14 protein-coding genes are annotated in these 20,425 nt (G+C 36.5%); 12 read left to right on the plus strand and 2 right to left on the minus strand.

The window, feature by feature from the left end; all coding sequences use genetic code 11:
• Nucleotides 1-17: 17 nt before the first annotated feature.
• The 6 genes from cysQ (at nt 18) to NQ163_RS11765 (ending at nt 9,746) form a co-directional block, all read left to right on the plus strand.
• Nucleotides 18-827, plus strand: a complete 810-nt coding sequence (gene cysQ / locus NQ163_RS11740; RefSeq protein ID WP_268190513.1) for a 3'(2'),5'-bisphosphate nucleotidase CysQ — start codon at nt 18-20, stop codon at nt 825-827.
• Nucleotides 828-873: 46 nt separating this feature from the next.
• Complete coding sequence (locus NQ163_RS11745) at nt 874-3,675, plus strand: alpha/beta hydrolase family protein (RefSeq protein WP_268190514.1); 2,802 nt, start codon at nt 874-876, stop codon at nt 3,673-3,675.
• A 388-nt stretch (nt 3,676-4,063) separates the two neighbouring features.
• Nucleotides 4,064-4,525, plus strand: coding sequence for an Lrp/AsnC family transcriptional regulator (locus tag NQ163_RS11750; protein ID WP_268190515.1), 462 nt, complete (start codon nt 4,064-4,066; stop codon nt 4,523-4,525).
• Between the two features lie 99 nt (nt 4,526-4,624).
• Entirely contained in the window at nt 4,625-7,984 is a 3,360-nt protein-coding gene (locus NQ163_RS11755; RefSeq protein WP_268190516.1) for a PAS domain S-box protein, read from the plus strand.
• A gap of 71 nt (nt 7,985-8,055) precedes the next feature.
• Nucleotides 8,056-8,982: a hypothetical protein gene (locus tag NQ163_RS11760; protein ID WP_268190517.1), complete on the plus strand. Its 927-nt coding sequence runs from the start codon at nt 8,056-8,058 to the stop codon at nt 8,980-8,982.
• Nucleotides 8,983-9,110: 128 nt separating this feature from the next.
• The gene (locus tag NQ163_RS11765; protein ID WP_268190518.1) at nt 9,111-9,746 is read left to right on the plus strand and encodes a 7-carboxy-7-deazaguanine synthase QueE; all 636 of its coding nucleotides are present in this window, start codon (nt 9,111-9,113) and stop codon (nt 9,744-9,746) included.
• 98 nt (nt 9,747-9,844) lie between these two features.
• Here NQ163_RS11765 and NQ163_RS11770 read toward each other — a convergent pair whose 3' ends face one another.
• Nucleotides 9,845-10,594 carry a hypothetical protein gene (locus NQ163_RS11770; RefSeq protein WP_268190519.1) on the minus strand — a complete coding sequence of 250 codons (750 nt, stop codon included), beginning with the start codon at nt 10,592-10,594 and terminating at the stop codon, nt 9,845-9,847.
• 485 nt (nt 10,595-11,079) lie between these two features.
• On the opposite strand from NQ163_RS11770, the gene rbr reads away from it, so the two are divergent.
• A complete protein-coding gene (rbr, locus tag NQ163_RS11775; protein ID WP_120239070.1) occupies nt 11,080-11,658 on the plus strand; it encodes a rubrerythrin in 579 nt (192 codons plus the stop codon).
• Between the two features lie 32 nt (nt 11,659-11,690).
• Here rbr and trmD read toward each other — a convergent pair whose 3' ends face one another.
• The gene (trmD, locus tag NQ163_RS11780) at nt 11,691-12,368 is read right to left on the minus strand and encodes a tRNA (guanosine(37)-N1)-methyltransferase TrmD (protein WP_120239071.1); all 678 of its coding nucleotides are present in this window, start codon (nt 12,366-12,368) and stop codon (nt 11,691-11,693) included.
• Nucleotides 12,369-12,638: 270 nt separating this feature from the next.
• Between trmD and NQ163_RS11785 the strand changes: the two genes are divergently transcribed.
• The 5 genes from NQ163_RS11785 to NQ163_RS11805 all read left to right on the plus strand — a co-directional run bounded on the left by NQ163_RS11785 (nt 12,639) and on the right by NQ163_RS11805 (nt 20,279).
• The gene (locus tag NQ163_RS11785) at nt 12,639-13,076 is read left to right on the plus strand and encodes an Hsp20/alpha crystallin family protein (RefSeq protein ID WP_268190520.1); all 438 of its coding nucleotides are present in this window, start codon (nt 12,639-12,641) and stop codon (nt 13,074-13,076) included.
• A 294-nt stretch (nt 13,077-13,370) separates the two neighbouring features.
• Nucleotides 13,371-15,287, plus strand: coding sequence for a DUF349 domain-containing protein (locus tag NQ163_RS11790; RefSeq protein ID WP_268190521.1), 1,917 nt, complete (start codon nt 13,371-13,373; stop codon nt 15,285-15,287).
• Between the two features lie 187 nt (nt 15,288-15,474).
• Nucleotides 15,475-17,076 carry a CTP synthase gene (locus tag NQ163_RS11795; protein ID WP_268190522.1) on the plus strand — a complete coding sequence of 534 codons (1,602 nt, stop codon included), beginning with the start codon at nt 15,475-15,477 and terminating at the stop codon, nt 17,074-17,076.
• A 46-nt stretch (nt 17,077-17,122) separates the two neighbouring features.
• Nucleotides 17,123-18,973: a membrane protein insertase YidC gene (yidC, locus tag NQ163_RS11800; RefSeq protein ID WP_268190523.1), complete on the plus strand. Its 1,851-nt coding sequence runs from the start codon at nt 17,123-17,125 to the stop codon at nt 18,971-18,973.
• A 175-nt stretch (nt 18,974-19,148) separates the two neighbouring features.
• On the plus strand, nt 19,149-20,279 hold the full coding sequence (locus tag NQ163_RS11805; RefSeq protein WP_268190524.1) for an amidohydrolase: 1,131 nt from the start codon (nt 19,149-19,151) through the stop codon (nt 20,277-20,279).
• Nucleotides 20,280-20,425: the final 146 nt, after the last annotated feature.

Here is a 20,425-nt window from a genome sequence, read left to right on the forward strand (position 1 = left end):
ATTACGACAATCTATTCATGAATTTTAGTAGAAGAAAAAAGCTTTTGATTGAAGCCATTTCGGCATCATTATTGGCAGGAGAAGAAATCCTGAAAGTATATGAATCCAAAGATTTTGAGATACAATTAAAATCGGATAATACACCTTTAACCATAGCTGACCAAAGAGCTCATAATGCCATAGTTTCTGTTATCGAAAACTTGGGAATTCCTATTTTAAGCGAGGAAGGTGAGCATTTGAATTATGAGGAGAGGCAGAAATGGGAGCAATGTTGGATTGTTGATCCGCTTGACGGAACCAAAGAATTCATAAAGCGGAATGATGAGTTTACGGTGAATATTGCTCTGGTTATTAAGGAAACCCCAGTGGCTGGTGTGATATACGTTCCTGTATATGAACAGCTGTATTTTGCTGATATGGAATTAGGTGCTTATCGAGTGGATCAGATAAGAGATTGGGATAAAGATTTGGATGCCTTGGTTCAAAAAGCTCACAAACTTCCTTTGGAACAAAATCGCAGTGAAACATTTATTGTTGGTTCCCGATCGCATATGAATGAAGAAACCAAACAGTTTATTGTGAATTGGAAGCAAGATAAAAAAGAGGTGAAGTTAATTTCGAAAGGAAGTTCACTAAAACTTTGTATGATTGCGGAAAATGAGGCAGATGTTTATCCAAGGTTTGGTCCGATTATGGAGTGGGATACAGCTGCTGGTCATGCAATTGTTAAAGCTTCGGGAGGTAAAGTATTGCAATATAATACCAATATAGAATTAAAATATAACAAGAAGGACTTGATGAATCCGAGCTTTATTTGTACTCGTTAGATTCATTGGAAATTAACCTATAAATCAACCTACAACTAAAAAACAAATGAAAAATTTATTGAAAGCCGTATTGGTCTGTTTGCTTATGGTTCAGGCAACAGCTTATGCGCAAAAAGTTCCATTGAAGCATACCGATTACGATGGATGGAAAAATTTAAAGAACCAGCAGGTTTCTGACAATGGAGAATGGATATCTTATGAAGTAAATCCACAAAAAGGGGACGGATTTCTTTATTTGTATCAGATAAAAACGAAAAAGTTAGATTCTATTGCCAGAGGTTTTAATGCTGAATTTTCACCAAAATCGGAAATCTTAACTTTTAGAATTAAAGCTCAGTACGACACAGTTCGTCAGGCTAAATTAGATAAAGTTGACAAGAAGGATTTGCCAAAAGATTCTATTGGAATTTGGAATTTAAGCAATAAAGAATTGGTGAAATTACCAGAGTTAAAGTCTTTCCAAATGCCTGAGGAAAATGGGGATTGGATGGCTTACTACCTGGAAATGCCAAAGGAAAAAAAAGATAGTTTAGCGAAGGACTCTGTAGAAGTTAAAAAGCCTAAGCAAAAGAATGGTAAAGACAAGATTAAAAAGGGTAAGCTTATTATCAAGAACTTTGTAAATGGTAAGGAATTTAACTTTGAAGATGTAACCAATTATGCGCTATCCAGAAATGGAAATGCTGTAAACTTTATTCAGTCGGTTGGTGATAGCACCCAAACTGTATTGGTTAAAACCTTCGATGGAAAAACAGAGAAAGTAAATCAGGTATTCGAGAAAGTGGGAGAAGCGGATAAAGCTACAATTGCTGCAAATGGAGACCAGATTTCCTTTATTTTCTCTGCCGATACAAGCAAAAACAAATGTTACGAATTGTATTATGGCGACCTGAAAAACAATAGCAAGCGTATTGTTGATACTTTGTCTCGTGAGGTTCAGGTGAATTGGACAGTAAGTAAAAATGGAAGAATATCTTTCTCGAGAGATGGGGAGAAACTTTACTTTGGCCTTGCTCCAAAGCCGGAAAAAGAGGTGAAGGATAGTTTGTTGGATGAGGAGAAATACCATGTAGATGTATGGAACTGGAAAGATCCATTGCTGCAGCCACAGCAAAAAGTTCAGGCCGAGAAAGAGAAAAAGCGCACATGGATGGCTGTTTACCATACCAAAAACAACAAACTGGTTCAGCTGGCAGATAAAGATATGCGTAGTGTTGAATTGTATGATCATGGAAACTCTGAATTGGCATTGGGAAGTTCACCTCTGCCATATCAACAATTAACTTCGTGGGACGATTGGTATTCCGATTATTACCTTGTAAATACCAACACTGGTAAAAGAGAATTAATCCTGGAAAAGAAAAATTCAGATGTGAGCATTTCTCCTGCACAGAAATATTTATTGTGGTACGAAACGCAGGATAGTATTTGGTATTCTTACCAGCTTGAAAGCAAAAAAACAATTGCTTTAACTGAGAAAATCAATGCTAATTTCTACAGTGAAACACATGATACTCCAAACGATCCAAGCCCGTATGGATTAGTTGGGTGGACCAAAGGCGATAAGAATGTAATTATTCAGGATCGTTATGATTTTTGGATGATTGATCCTTCGGGAACCAAGCCTGCAATAAACCTAACAAACGGTTATGGGCGCAGGAACAACATCCGTTTCGATTACGTGAAACTTGACGATGAGGAATTGTTTATTGATTTGAAGAAGCCGGTTTTGTTAGGGGCATTCCACGAGTTCAATAAAAAATCTGGTTATTTTAAATTGCAAAAGGAAGACGATCCGAAAGAAATTCTATTCGAGGACACAAAGTTGTATGCAGTTGAGAAGGCAAAATCTGCTGAACAAATCATGTTTAAAAGATCAACTTTCGTTGATTATCCAAACCTTTGGATCAGTAACTTGAATTTTGCCAACCAAACTCAAGTGTCTGATGCCAATCCGCAACAGAAGAATATCAACTGGGGAAGTGTTGAATTGGTTGACTGGACATCGGGAGATGGAGAAAAGCTGCAAGGTTTATTATACAAACCAGAAGATTTCGACCCAAACAAAAAATACCCAATGTTGGTGTATTTTTACGAAAGAACTTCCGATCGTTTACACAATTACCATGTGCCACAACCAAACTGGTCTATCATTAATCCAAGTTATTGTGTAAGTAATGGCTACCTTATTTTTATGCCGGATATCACTTATCACAAGCCTGGATATCCGGGCGAATCGGCTTATAGTTCAATTGTTACCGGAACATTGACAATGATGGATCGTTATGATTTTATCGATAAAGAAAATGTTGCCTTGCAAGGACAAAGTTGGGGTGGATACCAAATTGCTTATTTGGTAACCAGAACCGACTTGTACAAATGTGCAATGGCTGGAGCTCCGGTTAGTAACATGACTTCAGCTTATGGTGGAATTCGTTGGGGGAGTGGAATGAGCCGTATGTTCCAATACGAGCGCACACAAAGTAGAATTGGAGGAACACTTTGGAACAGTACTTTGCAGTACATCGAAAATTCGCCGGTTTTCTTTGCGCCAAAAATTAAAACTCCGCTTTTAATCATGCATAATGATAATGATGGTGCAGTGCCATGGTACCAGGGAATTGAGTTGTTTGTAGCAATGCGACGTTTGCAAAAACCATGTTGGATGCTAACTTACAACAACGAGGAGCATAACCTAAGAAAACGTCCGAATAGAATGGACTTATCAATTAGAACCATGCAATTCTTCGATTATTATTTGAAAGGAAAACCTGCTCCGGTTTGGATGATTGATGGAATTCCTGCACTTAAGAAAGGAAAAATGGATGGTTACGACTTAAAGAAATAGAACCTGATATTAAAATATAAGGATGCGTCTCAGTTTTGAGGCGCATTTTTTATGAAATGATTTTTGTTTGGTAAAAAAAAGAGAGTTTTTCATTTTTGGGAAAATATGAATTAAAAAAAACACCTTTATCCTGAGAGAATAAAGGTGTTCATATTAACCCTAATTGTTAGTTAAGTGTGTTGTGTTTGTTTAGCTATTAAATAGCCGACATTATATGAGTATTTGTTGTTGTTTCCAGTGTTATATACTGACAAAGTAAAGGTCTTTCCGATAAAAAACATAGTGTTTTTGTTTAAATAAGTAAAAATTACCGATATTGTGACGCTTAATAGATAAAACTACTTTTACGTTTCCGCAAACGTTATAAATCAGAGTAAAAATTTCTTTTATGGATAAGCTTGATCAGACAGATAAAACCATTCTTAGAATATTGCAAACCGACTCAAAAAAAACGGCAAAAGAGATTGCAAGTATGCTGAATCTAACTCCTTCGCCCGTGTATGAGAGAATCAGAAGACTGGAAAATCAGGGATTCATTAAAAAATATGTGGCCATTCTCGATAAAAAAAGAATTGAGCGAAGTGTTACGGCCATTTGTCAGGTTTCCATGCGTTATCACGATGAGACATTTATTGATGAATTTGAAGAGCAAATTCAGGATTTAAAGGAGGTTCAAGAGTGTTACCACATGGCAGGTCAGGTCGATTTTATTTTAAAAATTCATGTAAAAAGCCTTGAAGATTATCATGAATTTGTTCGTTATAAGTTATCTAAAATAAAAAATATTGGTGTGCTGAATAGTACATTTGTTATTAAAGAAATAAAGCATAGTTCCGAATACTACATTTAATTTAATTCCTGAACTCTTTTGCCAATTAGATTAAATACTTGACGTGATTTTTACTAACTTAGTATGGATTGCGAATTTGGTATTTAATGTAAATCAGGAATGTCGGAAAGTTTTGAGAATATATCGCCGGATGAATTTGAAAAGCGACTGTTTGAGTATCAGGAACAGATAGAGCAATTGCAAATGCAGATATCTGCTCTGGATTCTGAAAATACTTATTTGGCAAATGAGCTTAAAAATACCAGAACCAACGACGAGTACAATCTACTTTTTAAATCTACAGGACAGGGTATTATTATCAGAGATGCAGATGGAAAAATAAGTTATGCAAATCCAGCGGCATCGAATATATTGGGACAGCCCATTAAAGATTTACTCGGAGTTGACAGCTTTGAGCCAAGAATAAATAATATTTTGCCCGATGGTTCCCCGATGGATGCAAATGCTCATCCTGCAAAACTAGCATTGGATACACGAAAAGAAATTACGCGGACTACTTTAGGTGTGTTTAATCCGGAAAAGCAGGATTACATTTGGATAAGTGTTACAGCAACGCCAATGTTGGATAGGCAGACCAGTAAACCTACAAAGGTTTTTACGATTTTTGAGGACATTACAGCAAAAATTGATGCTGATCAGCAGATTAAAAATAGCGAAGCCAAAGCCAAAGCCTTGCTTGAAACCATACCTGATTTAATTATTCGGATAACGCGAGATGGCAAGATTATTGACTTGCACGGAAAGCCTAATGGATTATTTACATATCCCCAAAGTATTGATCATTTGAATATCAGGAAATTGTTCGATCAAGAGTTGAGAGAAAAATTCTTGGAGGCTATGGAAGATGCTTTTGATTCAAGACAAGTTCAAATATTTGATTATCGAAAAAATATTGATAATAAGGGTGTTTGCTTTTATGAATTTCGTTTAAGTTCGATTGGAGAAAGAGAGGTTACGGTAATCATACGAGACATCACAGAGCAAAAACGTTCGCAGCGAAAAGTGATTGAAGCTACAAGAAGGTTAACGACTTTAATTGGAAATCTAAAAGGGATGGCATATCGCTGTTTGGTTGATGAATACTGGACGATGTTGTTTGTAAGTGAAGGAGTGAATGAACTCACAGGTTATACTTCTGAAGAGTTGAATTACAATGCGAGTATATCTTATAATGACGTTATTCATCCCGATGATAGAGAATATGTAAGTAAAGAAGTTGATGAGGCTGGTGAAAAAGACCAACGATTTTCTCTGGAATATAGAATCATTACAAAATCAGGGAAACTAAAGTGGGTTTTCGAGCAAGGACTAACCATAAAAGATCGTTTGGGTAGACCTTTGTTTATAGAAGGATATATTACTGATATAACGGATAGAAAATTAGTAGAGCAAAAGCTGACATTGAGCGAGAGTAAGTTTCGTTTGTTGTTTAATTCCTTAAATGAAGCAGTTTTTGTACATCCATGGAAAGGTGAAGGTCTTGAGAATTTTATAGAAGTAAATGATACAGCTGTTGATCGTTATGGTTATACCAAAGAGGAATTTAGAAATCTAAGTCCAAAAGATATTGTTCGCAAAGGTGTATTGAGCAAAGAGAAAGTCTCTGAAATAAGAGAAATTATTGAGGAATTGGGTAGTTTCTTTATGCGTACATGGCATTGCACTAAGGATGGATTGGAGTTTCCTGTTGAGTTAACGGCAAACCTTATCGATCTTAATGGGGAAAAGTATATTCAGACGGTAGTTCGCGACATTAGCAAGCAGAAAAAAGCAGAGAGTGAATTGGCCCGAAAGACAAGGATCGAAAAACTTCTCAGTAAAATATCTGCCGAGCTAGTGAGTGCTTCTGTTGAGGATATTAATAAAGCGATTGATGCCGCGATAGAGAAAATTGCCAGTCATACAAAGGCTGATAGAGCCTACATGTACTTGGTAAGCAAGAATCAAAAATATTTGGAAAGAACACATGAATGGTTTTCCAATGAGAAGGTAGCTCGGTTTGATAACCCAAAGTTGATGTTGAGCGAGGGTTTTTCTTGGTGGATAGAAAGGTTTCGAAAGCATAAAAATTTTGTAGTAAATGATATTAAAAAATTACCATCTCATGCATTTGGGAATTTCGAATATGATCCCAGGAAAGTAGTTAAGTCTCTGTTGGTGTTTCCGTTAATTACCCAGGAAAATATACTTGGCTGTGTAGTGTTTGATGTAGTAACTCAATCAAAAAAGTGGAATAAAACCGATGTGATTCATATTAAAACTTTTGCAGATATGTTGGCTGGGGTTCTTAGTAGAAAGAGGTACGAACAGGAACTGATTTTTGCAAAAGAAAAGGCCGAAGAGAGTGATCAGTTAAAATCAACATTTTTAGCTTCAATGTCTCATGAGTTAAGAACGCCTTTGAATGCGATTATTGGGTTTAGTACATTGTTGAAACCGGAATCGCCACCCGATAAAATAGAGAAATGGAATGGTATTGTGAAAGCCAGTGGCAAACACCTGCTAAAAATTATTGAATCTATTTTCGATGTTTCGTTATTGCAAGCTAAGGAGGTGAAATTAAATATTGATCAGTTTTCATTGCTTGAAATGTTTAATACCATCCAGCAGTATGTAAAAGCTGAGGTGAAAAAGTTCAATAAAACAGAATTGGGAATCAACTTTAAGTCCTGCAGCGAATGTGATATTTTTATTACCTCGGACAGGACCAAAGTAATGCAGTTGATAACAAATCTACTAAATAATGCCATTAAGTATACAGATTCAGGGCAAATTGATTATGGATGCAAGATTCATGATAATAATATTGTATTCTTTGTGTCGGATACTGGAATTGGTATTTCTGAAGAGCATAAAGAAGTTATATTTGATATTTTCCGCCAGGTAGAAGAGCCATATTGGGGATTGCAATCTGGTGTTGGCCTTGGTTTGGCAATTTGTAAAGAAATAGCAAATTTATTGGGTGGTGAACTTTGGTTGGAGTCTGAAAAAGGCAAAGGATCGTGTTTCTATTTTAAATTAAACGATGTGGTAAGCATACCTGACTCTAAGGAATGCGAAATGCTAAGCTCCATAAAGTCACCAAACTTGAAAGGTAAAAGTATTTTGATTGTCGAGGATGTTGAGATAAATTTTGATTTACTGGATGAGATATTAATTCCTACCCAAGCAAAGATTTTGTGGGCAAAGAACGGTGTTGCTGCAGTAGGTATGGTGCAATCGCATCCGGAAATTGATTTGGTTTTGATGGATGTTAAAATGCCTCATTTGGATGGATATCATGCAACTAAAAAAATATTGGAACAAAAACCAAGTGTGCCAATTATTGCACAAACGGCTTATGCATTAAAAGGAGATAGGCAAAAAGCAATAGATTCTGGTTGTGTTGCATATATTACAAAGCCCATCGATAGAGTTAAGCTTTTTGAGTTGTTGCAAAGTCATATTGCAGATATTTAGTTGACTTATTCTAAATATTTTTAATATTCGATAAAAATTCACAGATTTGCCTCGCACTAAAACAATATATTGTGAAATACTATACCTACACATTAAGCCTGTTAGTTGTTATACTGGTTTCTTGCCGTCAATCTTCTCAAGTAAATAAAGAGGAATTAATAAGTGGTGAGAAAGAAAATTACAACTGGGTAAAATACGAACCAATTTTACTTTCAGATCAATTGCCAAAGAAGGTAGATGAGCAATCGGGAATGATTTGGCATAATGATTTGATTTGGGTGAATAATGATAGTGGAGGAGCTGCTACCTTATATGCTTACAATAAAAATGGAGAGTTAAAGCAACAACTGCATATCGAGGGAGGTTCGAATCTGGACTGGGAGGCTTTGGCTGAAGACGAGAAATATTTTTACATTGGAGAATTTGGAAATAATAATGGAACTCGCAAGAATTTAAAAGTTTTCAGAGTAGATAAATCTAAAATTAATGACAAGCCTGAGGTAAGTATTAAGGCTGATGAGATTGGTTTTACGTGGGCTGATCAGAAGGAGTTCAAGCGTAAAAAGCACAATCATAACTTTGATTGTGAAGCTTTCCTATCTTATGGAGATTCTTTGTATTTCTTTACCAAGAATTGGGAAAATCATAAAACCAGAATGTATGTGATGGAAAAATCTGTTAAGCATCACGATTTGAGTCCAAAAGCCGAATTTGATACCGATTTTATGGTTACGGGAGCAGATATTAGTCGAGATGGTAAGATTGTAGCTTTGATTGGCTATAAAAACTATAGAACCTACATGATTCTTTTTTTTAATTTTCTTGATTCTGACTTCTTTGGAGGAAAATATTTACGATTAGATTTGAGTTCATTAGGAGGAGCTCAAACAGAAGGTGTTGTTTTTACTGATGACAATGAGTTGCTTATAAATACAGAAGCAACAAAGCAGGCACAAGCTGTATATAAAATTGATTGGAAGCAATTGATTAAGAATTAAGCTTGGAGGTGATATATCAAATAATCTCTTGCTTTGATTTTGAATTCCTTAAAAAGCTTCTAATTTTGTAGCCCAATTTGCTAAACAGCCACAGCTTTAAAATTGTTTTACAAGAAAAGAAGAAGGTTTTGAAAGACAAGTACAAAGAAATATTCGACAAAGGAACAGATTTGCCTCTGGTTGAGGATTTCTATACCATTCAAGGTGAGGGGTATCATACCGGTAAGCCTGCATATTTTATTCGTATTGGTGGTTGTGATATTGGATGTCGTTGGTGTGATAGTAAAATCTCATGGAATCCTGCAGAACATAGACTAATTTCAGTTGAGGAGGTGGTGAGAAAAGCAGTTGAATCTCCTGCTAAATCGGTGGTTGTAACTGGTGGTGAACCATCTTTGTATAACTTGGAGCCTTTGTGTACAGAACTAAAGAAACACAATATTGAGAATTTCCTTGAAACTTCCGGGGCATACGAAATTAGTGGGGAATGGGATTGGATTTGTTTATCGCCAAAGAGAAATAAGTTGCCAGTACCATCGTCTTATCAAAAAGCCAATGAGCTTAAGGTTATTATTTACGATTTGGAAAAAGATTTCGAATGGGCAGAAGAGTTGGCTAAAAATGTAGGCGAAGATTGCTTATTGTATCTTCAGTCTGAATGGAGTCAGTATGTTCACAATGTGAAACCAATAGTGGAGTACGTGAAGAATAATCCGAAATGGAATATTTCTTTACAATCTCATAAATTTATGAGAATACCATAAAGGATATATAAAAGAACAAGAAAGAAGGGCATTCAAAATTTTGAATGCCCTTCTTTGTCCTAAGCTAATCAATTAAATAATTGGAAAAAATATTGCGATTAAAATGATACTCCAAACACTAAAAATAGATTTTCGGCCATTGGGTTAGCAATAACAGAAGCTGAAAGTGGAAGCGAAAACTTTTCAGTAATTGCTAATTCCTTTGATGCTGTAAAGCCTAAGTTTACAAAACCAGCTGTATCCCCGTAAAAACCGGATTCTCCTTTGTCCTCATCTGCATCGATAGGAGTGAAACCCGCAAACAAGTCAATATTTACATCTTTATAGGTAAAGCTATGTCCTAGTTCAATGTATAAGGAATATTGCTGATCACCATTTTCATCTTGATCTGCTCCCCAAAAGTTCATTGCTGCCATAATGCTAATGGGAAAGCTTTTTGTGCCATTAAAAGCAATACTTCCTTCAAGAATGTGACCTGTTGATTCTTTTTGGAAATCGAAATAAGAGTTGTTTGCTGCAATCTGATCATTTGGGAAGAAATAATCGGTAAGGCTTACAGTAAATAAATCGTCTGCAAAACGATACGAAACGTAAATGTCTGCTTCTGCTCCGTCATTATCACCGTCGAAGGAATAAGATCCCCATGCGCCAATTGTAAATGCTCCCTTATTGTATTCTATTCCTGGTTGAATTACAGGACCAGTTGAAAATTGAGTACCTCTCCAAATGTATCTGCTCATAAGGTCAGCCCCCAGGGAAATTTCGCCTTTTTCATTTTGAGCGAATAAGGAGCTTGTGCTGATAATAACTCCAATAAGTAAGGTGGTTAACTTTTTAGTTCTCATCATAATAATGGGTTTTAGATTAATAATTAAGGTAAATAGTAATATCTCGATTAAATAAATTGTGGTTTTTACTAAAAAAATAACACTTACCCCTTTACAAAAGGGGTAAGTGTTGGTGCAAATCAACTAATTTCTAATTCTAACCCTAACTAATGGGGGTATGATTCAAAAATAGTTAAAAAATATCCAAAACAACAAATAAAAATAGGGGTATATTTAATAAAAACACTAAAAAATTAACGCAAAGGTTTTAAAATTAGGGGGTGTGTTTGGATAATTGTACTTTTTTTTAAAAAATACATCCTGATTTAATCTATTTACTTAATTAGTTTGGTGATTATTTTTCTTACAATACTTGAAATCAGACATGATTTGAATGCTAAGCTTTTTTGTAATCAGTATAAATTGTTTGATTAGTATTGGATTTCTTTTATGTTGAAGTAAAAAATCAAGATATTCGTATAACAGAATCAAAATAAAATAATACCATGGAAAAAAGTATAAAAGGAACCGAAACGGAAAAAAACCTTTTGAAAGCATTTGCTGGTGAATCTCAAGCTAGAGGTAGATATACTTACTTTGCGAAGCAGGCAAAAAAGGAAGGTTACGAGCAAATTGCAGCTTTGTTTTTAGAAACTGCAGAGCAAGAAATGCAGCATGCTAAGCGCTTTTTTAGCTTTTTAGAAGGTGGTGATGTAGAAATTACAGCTGCTTATCCAGCTGGAAAAGTAGGTACAACAGCAGAAAACTTAAAAGCAGCAGCTTGTGGAGAAAACGAAGAGTATACTGAATTGTATCCTGAGTTTGCACGTATTGCTGAAGAGGAAGGATTTAAAAAAGTTGCTACGGCATTTAAATTAATTGCTAAGGTTGAACAAATGCATGAAGAGAGATACTTAAAGCTTTTAAGTAATCTTGAAGCAGAGAAAGTATTCGAATCGGAAGAAGAGGAAGAGTGGTATTGTCGCAAATGTGGTTACGTACATAAAGGTAGTAAAGCTCCTAAAAACTGTCCTGCATGTGAACATCCTCAAGCATATTTCGAGAAAAAAGCGAAAAACTATTAATAAAAAGAAAAGGCTCCTTTAAGGAGCCTTTCTTATTCATCCAATAAATCAGGACGTAATTTTTTAGTTCTTAAATAGGCTTGTTCTTCTTGCCATTGCTCAATCTTTTTATGGTCACCCGAAAGTAATATTTCCGGTACTTTCCAACCTCTAAACTCAGCAGGTCTGGTATAGATTGGAGGCGACAACAAATTGTCTTGGAAAGAGTCGGTAAGAGCTGAAGTTTCATCGTTCATTGCTCCAGGAATCAAACGAACAACACTGTCTGTAATTACTGCAGCAGCAAGTTCACCTCCGGTAAGAACAAAGTCTCCTATCGAAATTTCTTTGGTAATAAAATGATCTCTGATTCTTTGATCAATTCCTTTATAGTGGCCACAAAGGATTATAATATTCTCCTTTAGTGATAGCGTATTTGCAGTTTTTTGTTCGAACTGTTCACCATCTGGGGTAGTAAAAATGATTTCATCATACTCCCTTTGATCGGTTAAATGTTCAATTGCCTTAACAACTGGCTCTAATCGCATTACCATGCCAGCTCCGCCACTAAATGCGTAATCATCAACTTTATTGTGTTTGTCTTCCGAAAAATCACGGATGTTGTGTATGTGTATTTCAACTACGCCTTTATCTTTTGCTCGTTGAATTATAGAATGATTCAAAGGACTTTCCAATAATTCTGGAACAACAGTTAATATATCGATTCTCATTAATTCTAAATTTTGTGTAAAAGTATATATCACATACAAGTGATGCAAGAAAATAGAAAATGAAGATGGTAAATCATTTAAAGTGGACAAAGTGACATGTTGTTTTGTGCAAAAGGAGACAAGATGACATGAAGAAGTGAGGGGTAAACTGACGATTTGAATTGTTTTTCGTGATGGTATGCCATTTGAAGATTGGTCATCGAATTTGAAAAAGTAAACAATCGGAATCCGGATCCGAAGAATTAATAAAAAGTATAGGAGATTAGAGTTATGACATTATTAAGATATGGAAAAAGACCAAATGATTTTTTTACAAATCAATTAATGAATCAATTGTTTAAAGAAACTCAGGATAGTTTTAAAGCTGCTGTTGAAAGAGAAAGTGGTTTTCGTCCGGCAACTAATGTTGTCGAAGAGAAAGATTACTATTTAATAGAGGTCGCTATTCCAGGTTTTGCAAAAGAAGATGTGAGCATTAAGGTGGAAAATGGTTCCATTAAAATTTCGGCAGAGAAAAAAGACACAAAGGAAGATACAAAGTACCTGAGAAGAGAATTCGGAGTGTACAAATTCGAGCGTAGCTTCAAGTTGGCTGATACAATCAATCAGCAGAACATTTCAGCCGAAGTAATAAATGGGATGTTAAATATTGTTCTTCCAAAGGTTGAAGAAAAAAAGCCTGAGGTTCATAATATCGAGATCAAATAAAGGAAATAATAAAAGGCTCGAATGGGTAATATTCATAATAAAGAGTAAGGTTTAAAGAAGAAGTATTTTTCCGAATAAGAGGAGAAATTTAGCTTAGTTAATTAGTTTGTTTTGGTTAAGAGGTTCATGCATTGTATGAACCTCTTTATTTTAAGGGGAAAGAAAATATTTAAAATCTTTGAGGATTAGCACTTAATTAGTTAAATTCGTAAGAGTAGGCTTAAAAGTTTTCTTTTAGGTGGTATTGTTAACGCGAGTTTTGCCTTGTTCGAAACTTAATCTAACTCAATTTACATGAAAGCACCAGACCTGTCAAATCCCTCACATGAGAATGAATTGAATGAAAATTTAGAAGCGAAAGATAATGTTGCAGATTCTCATGAAACCGAAAATTTAAAAGAAGATAATCTTAGTAAAGAATCCTCGGAATCTAAACAGGATAGCCTTTCAGAAGATAATTCTGATTCAGAGAAGAATTCAGAACTTCAAAAAGAACCTGACTACACATTAATGGAGAAAGGTGAACTGAAGAATCGCTTGGTATTACTTCTCGAAAATGAATCCTTATCGGCAATAAAAGAAAAAGTAGAGGCCATAAAACAAAACTTTTACAAAAAGCACAAAGAAGAAGTTGAAGCTGCGAAGCAAAAGTTTGTTGCAGGTGGTGGTGCTGAAGAGGAATTTGATATGGGTACGGATGAGTTGGAAGTTCAGGTTCGTGAAATGTTGCAAAAGTTTAAGGAGAAAAAATCAGAATTAAACCGCAATGTAGAACAGGAGAAGGAAGATAACCTAAAAAAGAAATACCAGATCATTGAGGATATTAAAGAGCTGGTAAACCGTAAAGAATCATTCGATAAAACTTTCCATGAATTTAGGGCTTTACAAAAGAAATGGCACGAAATTGGAATGGTACCACAACAAGCGTTAAAAAACTTGTGGGATAACTACCACCATCATGTTGAGAATTTCTATGATTACATTAAAATCAATAAGGAGCTTCGTGATCTGGATTTGAAAAAGAACATGACTTCGAAAATTAAACTTTGCGAAGAAGCGGAGAAGTTGTTGAATGAATCCTCGATAGTAAAGGCATTTAATACACTTCAAAAATACCATGAACAGTGGAGAGAAATTGGACCTGTGCCACGTGAAGAGAAAGAAAAGTTATGGTCAAGATTTAAAGAAGCGACAACCGTTATTAATCGTAAACATCAGGAGTATTACGAAGGTTTGAAATCTGAGCAGAAAAATAATTTGGCCAAAAAGACTGTTCTTTGCGAAAAAGCAGAAGAAATAGCCAATCGACCCATAGGTTCTCATAAAGAATGGAATTCCAGCTCGAAAGAAATCATTGATCTTCAAAAAGAATGGAGAACCATTGGTTTCGCACCCAAAAAAGACAATAATAGAATTTATCAAAGGTTTAGAGCGGCCTGTGATTTATATTTCGATAGGAAGCGAGACTTTTACATGGCTTTGAAAGAGAAGTTGAATGTGAATTTGGAGAAAAAGAAGGAGCTTTGTGCTATTGCGGAAAGTCTACAGGATAGTCAGGATTGGAAAGAGACTACGGATAAATTGATTGCCATACAGAAAGAATGGAAAAATATTGGTCCTGTGCCTAGAAAAGTTTCCGAGGACCTTTGGGTTCGTTTTCGTGCCGCTTGCGATAAGTTTTTTAATAATAAATCGGAACATTTCGATAATGCGGATGCCGGACAAGTGGAGAACTTGAAGTTGAAGGAAGCATTAATAGAAAAAGTGAAGACATTCGAACTTGGAGAAGATAATGATAGTAATTTAAATGCATTGCGTCAGTTCCAAAAAGAGTGGTCGAAAATTGGTCACGTGCCATATAAGAAGAAGGATAAGGTGCAGGAAGCATTCAGAAAAGCCATTAATGGTTTGTATGATAGAATGAATATGGATAGTGACAACAAGGAGGTACAGAAATTTAAGTCAAAGATTGATACTTTCTTGACCATGAGCAATTCTGAGGATAAGATCATTATCGAGAGAAATAAGATTGTAAATAAAATCAGGCAATTGGAAAGTGATATCGCCCTGTGGGAAAACAATGTGGGATTTTTCTCTTCATCAAAGAATTCGAATGTAGTGAGCGAGATTCAGGAGAAGATTGAGCGAGGAAAACAAAATCTTGCTATCCTGAATGAAAAGCTCAAAGTTATTGATGGTTTAGTATCATAAAATTGTATTATATAGATGCGTTCAAAAGCATTTCTCGAAGCGGGGAATGCTTTTTTCATGTTTGAGAATTTATTCTTTGCGCAAAGAAATCGACAAATGATAGTTTGAAACATTGAATTTGTTTCCTAAAAACCTATAATTTGACTACTTTTGCAGCTTTAATAAATCAACTAAAAAAGTTTATAAAGTGTCAACAACCAAATACATCTTCGTTACAGGTGGGGTAACCTCATCATTGGGAAAGGGAATTATAGCATCGTCGCTAGCTAAATTATTGCAGGCTAGAGGGTACTCTGTAACTAACCAAAAGTTAGATCCATATTTGAATGTAGATCCAGGAACATTAAATCCATATGAGCATGGTGAGTGTTTCGTTACCGATGATGGTGCAGAAACCGATTTGGATTTGGGACACTACGAACGTTTTACAAATGCTCCTACATCTCAGGCGAACAACGTTACTACAGGTAGAATCTATCGTAACGTAATCAATAAAGAGAGAAAAGGAGATTTCTTAGGAAAAACAGTTCAGATTATTCCTCATATCACCGATGAAATTAAAAGAAACATCAAACTGTTGGGAACCAAACACAAGTATGATGTTGTAATTACTGAGATTGGTGGTACTGTAGGTGATATTGAATCATTACCATATATCGAGGCGGTTCGTCAGTTAAAGTGGGAACTTGGACACGATGCTCTGGTAATTCACTTGACTTTGGTTCCTTACCTTGCAGCTTCGGGCGAGTTGAAAACCAAACCAACACAGCACTCAGTAAAGTCGTTGTTGGAAACAGGAGTTCAACCAGAAGTATTGGTATTAAGAACAGAGCACGAATTGACTTCTGATGTTCGTAGAAAAGTAGCATTGTTCTGTAACGTTGATCCAAAAGCAGTAGTTCAGTCTATTGATGTATCAACCATTTACGAAGTACCATTAAAAATGCGCGAAGAAAAGCTGGATCAAACCGTTTGTGAAAAGCTTGGACTTGACTTGAAGAAAGAGCCAAAATTAAAAGAGTGGACAAAATTCCTGACTCGTCTTCAGAATCCGAAAGCAGAGGTGAAGATTGGTTTGGTTGGAAAGTATGTTGAACTACACGATGCTTACAAATCGATTGCTGAATCATTTATTCATGCAGGATCGGTGAACGAGTGTAAGGTGAAAATTCAATGGGTTCATTCAGAGAAATTGAATGATGCCAATTACCAGGAAGAGTTGAAAGACTTGAAAGGTATTTTGGTTGCCCCAGGATTCGGTCACCGCGGATTGGAAGGAAAGATTTTAGCTGTAAAATATGCTCGCGAAAACAACATCCCATTCATGGGTATTTGTTTAGGGATGCAGGTTGCAGTAATCGAGTTTGCGCGTAACGTATTAAAATTGGAAGGTGCAGATTCTCTGGAAATGAATCCTAAAACTCCACATCCGGTTATCAACCTAATGGAAGAGCAGAAGAATGTAACCGAAAAAGGTGGTACTATGCGTTTGGGAGCTTATGACTGTATCTTAAAAGAAGATTCGAAAGCATTTACTGCATACAAACAGAAAGAAATTTCGGAACGTCATCGTCACCGTTATGAATTCAACAACGAATATTTGGAGCAATTCGAAGCTGCAGGTATGAAAGCTGTAGGTATGAACCCGGATACTGGTTTGGTTGAAGCGGTTGAGTTGGATGGTCACAAATGGTTTGTTGGTGTACAATTCCACCCAGAATACAAGAGTACGGTTATCAAACCTCAACCATTGTTTGTTGAGTTTGTAAAAGTAGCAATGGAAAAGTAATCTGTAGATTATAACACATTACTTAGAAAAGATTAAATAATAGAATATGGATAGAAATTCGATTTGGGGCTTGGTTATCATCGGTGCGATTTTGATCGGGTATACATACCTGACAAAACCATCGGAGGAAGAAATCAAAGCCATGCAGACCAGAGATTCGATTGCCCGTGTTGAAAGATTGCGTAATGAGCAATTGGAAACGGAAAGAGTCGAGGCCTTAAAAAAGCAGTACGCAGAAAAGAAACAAGATACTGCCGCACTTCAAAGTGAATATGGAGCATTTGCCGGAGCAGTTCAGCAAAAAGAGGAAGTTATTACCCTTGAAAACAAATTGGTGAAAATTAGCATCAATACTTTAGGGGGTAAGATTGCTAACATTGAGTTGAAAGATTACAAAACTCATGATGCAGAGAAGTTGATGCTTTGGGGTGAGAAAAATTCCAAATTCGGATTGGCTTTCTATGCTCAGAACAAAGCGATCAATACTCAGGATTTGTACTTTACTCCTTTAAATTCGGTTAAAACAGTTGATGCATCAACAGCTCAACAAGTGGTTAGCATGCGTTTAAATGCTGGCGAAGGCAAATACATTGAGTACAAGTATTCATTGGAGCCAGATTCTTACATGCTTGGTTTTGATATCAATGTAGTAGGAATGCAGGATGTAATTGCTTTGAATCAAAGAGATTTGACTTTCAACTGGGCAGCTGATATTCCTAGCCAGGAAAAAGGACGTAAGTTCGAAAATCAGTATACCAATATCTCTTATAAATTTTTCGAGGATGATGTAGATAGTATGTCTCCATCGGGAGAAGATGAGGAAAGCTTATCTACAAAAGTAAAATGGGTTGGTTTTAAGCAGCAATTTTTCTCATCAGTACTGATTGCTGATGATTCTTTCAAAGGAATCGAGTTGAAGTCGGTTGATATGGATGAAAATTCTCCAATCTTGAAGAACTTTTCAGCTGCAATTTCATTACCATACCAGGGATCTCAATTAGAGAACTACCCAATGGAATTCTACTTTGGTCCTAACAAATACAAAACTTTACGTAAGTATGGAAAGGATATTGAATTGCATTCATTAGTTGATTTGGGATGGAAAATGTTTGCCTGGGTAAACAAGTGGTTTGTAATCCCTGTTTTCAACTTCTTGGAAAATCATATTGGTAACTACGGTATCATTATTTTAATTTTAACCATCTTAATCAAATTGATTTTGGCTCCTTTAACTTATAAGTCGTACATGTCGACTGCGAAGATGAAGGTGTTGAAACCACAAATTGATGAAATCAACGAAAGAATTCCTAAGGATAAGGCAATGGAGCGCCAGCAGGCAACCATGGCACTGTACAAAAAGGCAGGAGTGAACCCAATGGGTGGTTGTTTGCCAATGTTGGTACAGTTCCCAATCCTGATTGCACTGTTCCGATTCTTCCCATCGTCTATCGAGCTTCGACAAGAAAGCTTCCTGTGGGCTGAGGATTTATCATCATACGATTCGATTTTAGATTTACCATTCAATATTCCATTCTATGGTGATCACATCAGTTTATTCTGTTTGTTGATGGCAATTACCAACTTGGTTTACACTCGTATGAACAGCCAAATGCAGTCGTCGCAACAAATGCCAGGTATGCAAACCATGATGTACTTAATGCCGCTAATGTTCCTATTCTGGTTTAACGGTTATGCATCAGGTCTTTCGTATTACTACTTTATTGCAACATTGTTTACTGTAGCTCAAACTTGGGCAATCCGCAAATACATGGTTGACGAAGACAAAGTATTGGCTACTATCGAGGCAAACAAGAAGAAGCCAGTGAAGAAATCGAAATTCCAACAACGTTTGGAAGAAGCTGCAAAACAAAGAGGTTACAAGCCTCCTAAAAAATAAGATCGTTACGATTCTATATACAGCCCCGCATTTTATGTGGGGCTTTTTCTTTTTATACCTCATTCCACTCCCGATGAATATAGTGAAAGAGGGCTAGGGTGAGGTATTTCGCATGAGGCAATAACCCAATTTATCACTATCTTTCACTTACCTTTAACACACAAAGCCTAATAAAATGAACACAAAACTCATAGCCTTAAGGCACCAATTGCATTCACAACCCGAATTATCGAACAAAGAATACAAAACTGCTCAAATCATTGTCGATTTTATGGACGAATATCAACCTCATGAAATCATTCATTTGGGAGATACAGGCAGAGCATTTGTATTTGAAGGAACCGAGGCAGGCAAGACTACTGTATTTCGTGCAGAGTTGGATGCATTGCCAATAGAAGAAAAAACGAGGCTAAAGTATGCCTCAATTTACAATGGAGTAGCACATGCCTGCGGACATGATGGACACATGGCCATACTGGCTGGTTTGGCGCAGCAATTGTCAGAAAATCCTCCGCGAAAGGGCAAGGTAATTCTGCTCTTTCAACCAGCCGAGGAGGTGGAGCAGGGAGCAAAGGATGTATTGTTTCATCCTAAATTTGCCGATCTGAACCCCGATTACATGTTTGCCCTGCACAATGTTCCCGGGCAGGAAACCAATACCATATTGTTGCGACGAGGAAGTTTTTCTGCAGCATCGAAAGGAATGACCATTCGACTGAAAGGAAAAACATCGCATGCAGCAGAGCCTGAAAAGGGAAGAAATCCGGCCATTGCCATCTCAAAAATTAGTCGTGAGTTAAACGATTTGCTCAACAACAAAGCCCTGTTTACTGATCTTACCCTGCTTACTTTTATCTACATTCGTATGGGAGAGCAGTCCTTTGGAACCTCAGCCGGTAGTGGCGAAATGGGCATTACCCTACGGTCGTTCGAGAATGCCGATATGAAGGTTTTAAGCCAAAAGTCGGAGGAGATTGTAAACAGAATTGCTGCCGAAGAAAATCTGGAATGCAGCATTGCCTATCACGAAGAATTCCCTGCAACGGTAAATCAAGATGAATGTGTAGATATGCTTCAGGATTTGGCCGAAGAGCACGATCTTTCGTATCAATATCTGGATAAACCCTTCAAGTGGTCCGAAGATTTTGGCTATTTCTCTCAGAAATACACCTGCGGATTTTTTGGCTTGGGAGCTGGAGTAGACCAGGCAGCCTTGCATCATCCCGATTATGATTTTCCTGACGAAATTATCGAAACAGGACTTACGATCTTCACGGGGCTGTATCAAAAAATAAATGGAAAATGATATCAGATCAATGGGGCATTGGAAGGACAAGCTGCTTACCCGCAGAAAACCTTTAGAAATCCCGAAAGTATTCGGGAGGGGAAGCTTCGTCCCGAAATAGAATTTGTAAGCATTTGGGAGCCAAATGCAACAAAATTCATAATCGG

The sequence above is a fragment of the Marinifilum sp. D737 genome (assembly GCF_026672275.1).
Lineage (GTDB): Bacteria > Bacteroidota > Bacteroidia > Bacteroidales > Marinifilaceae > Marinifilum.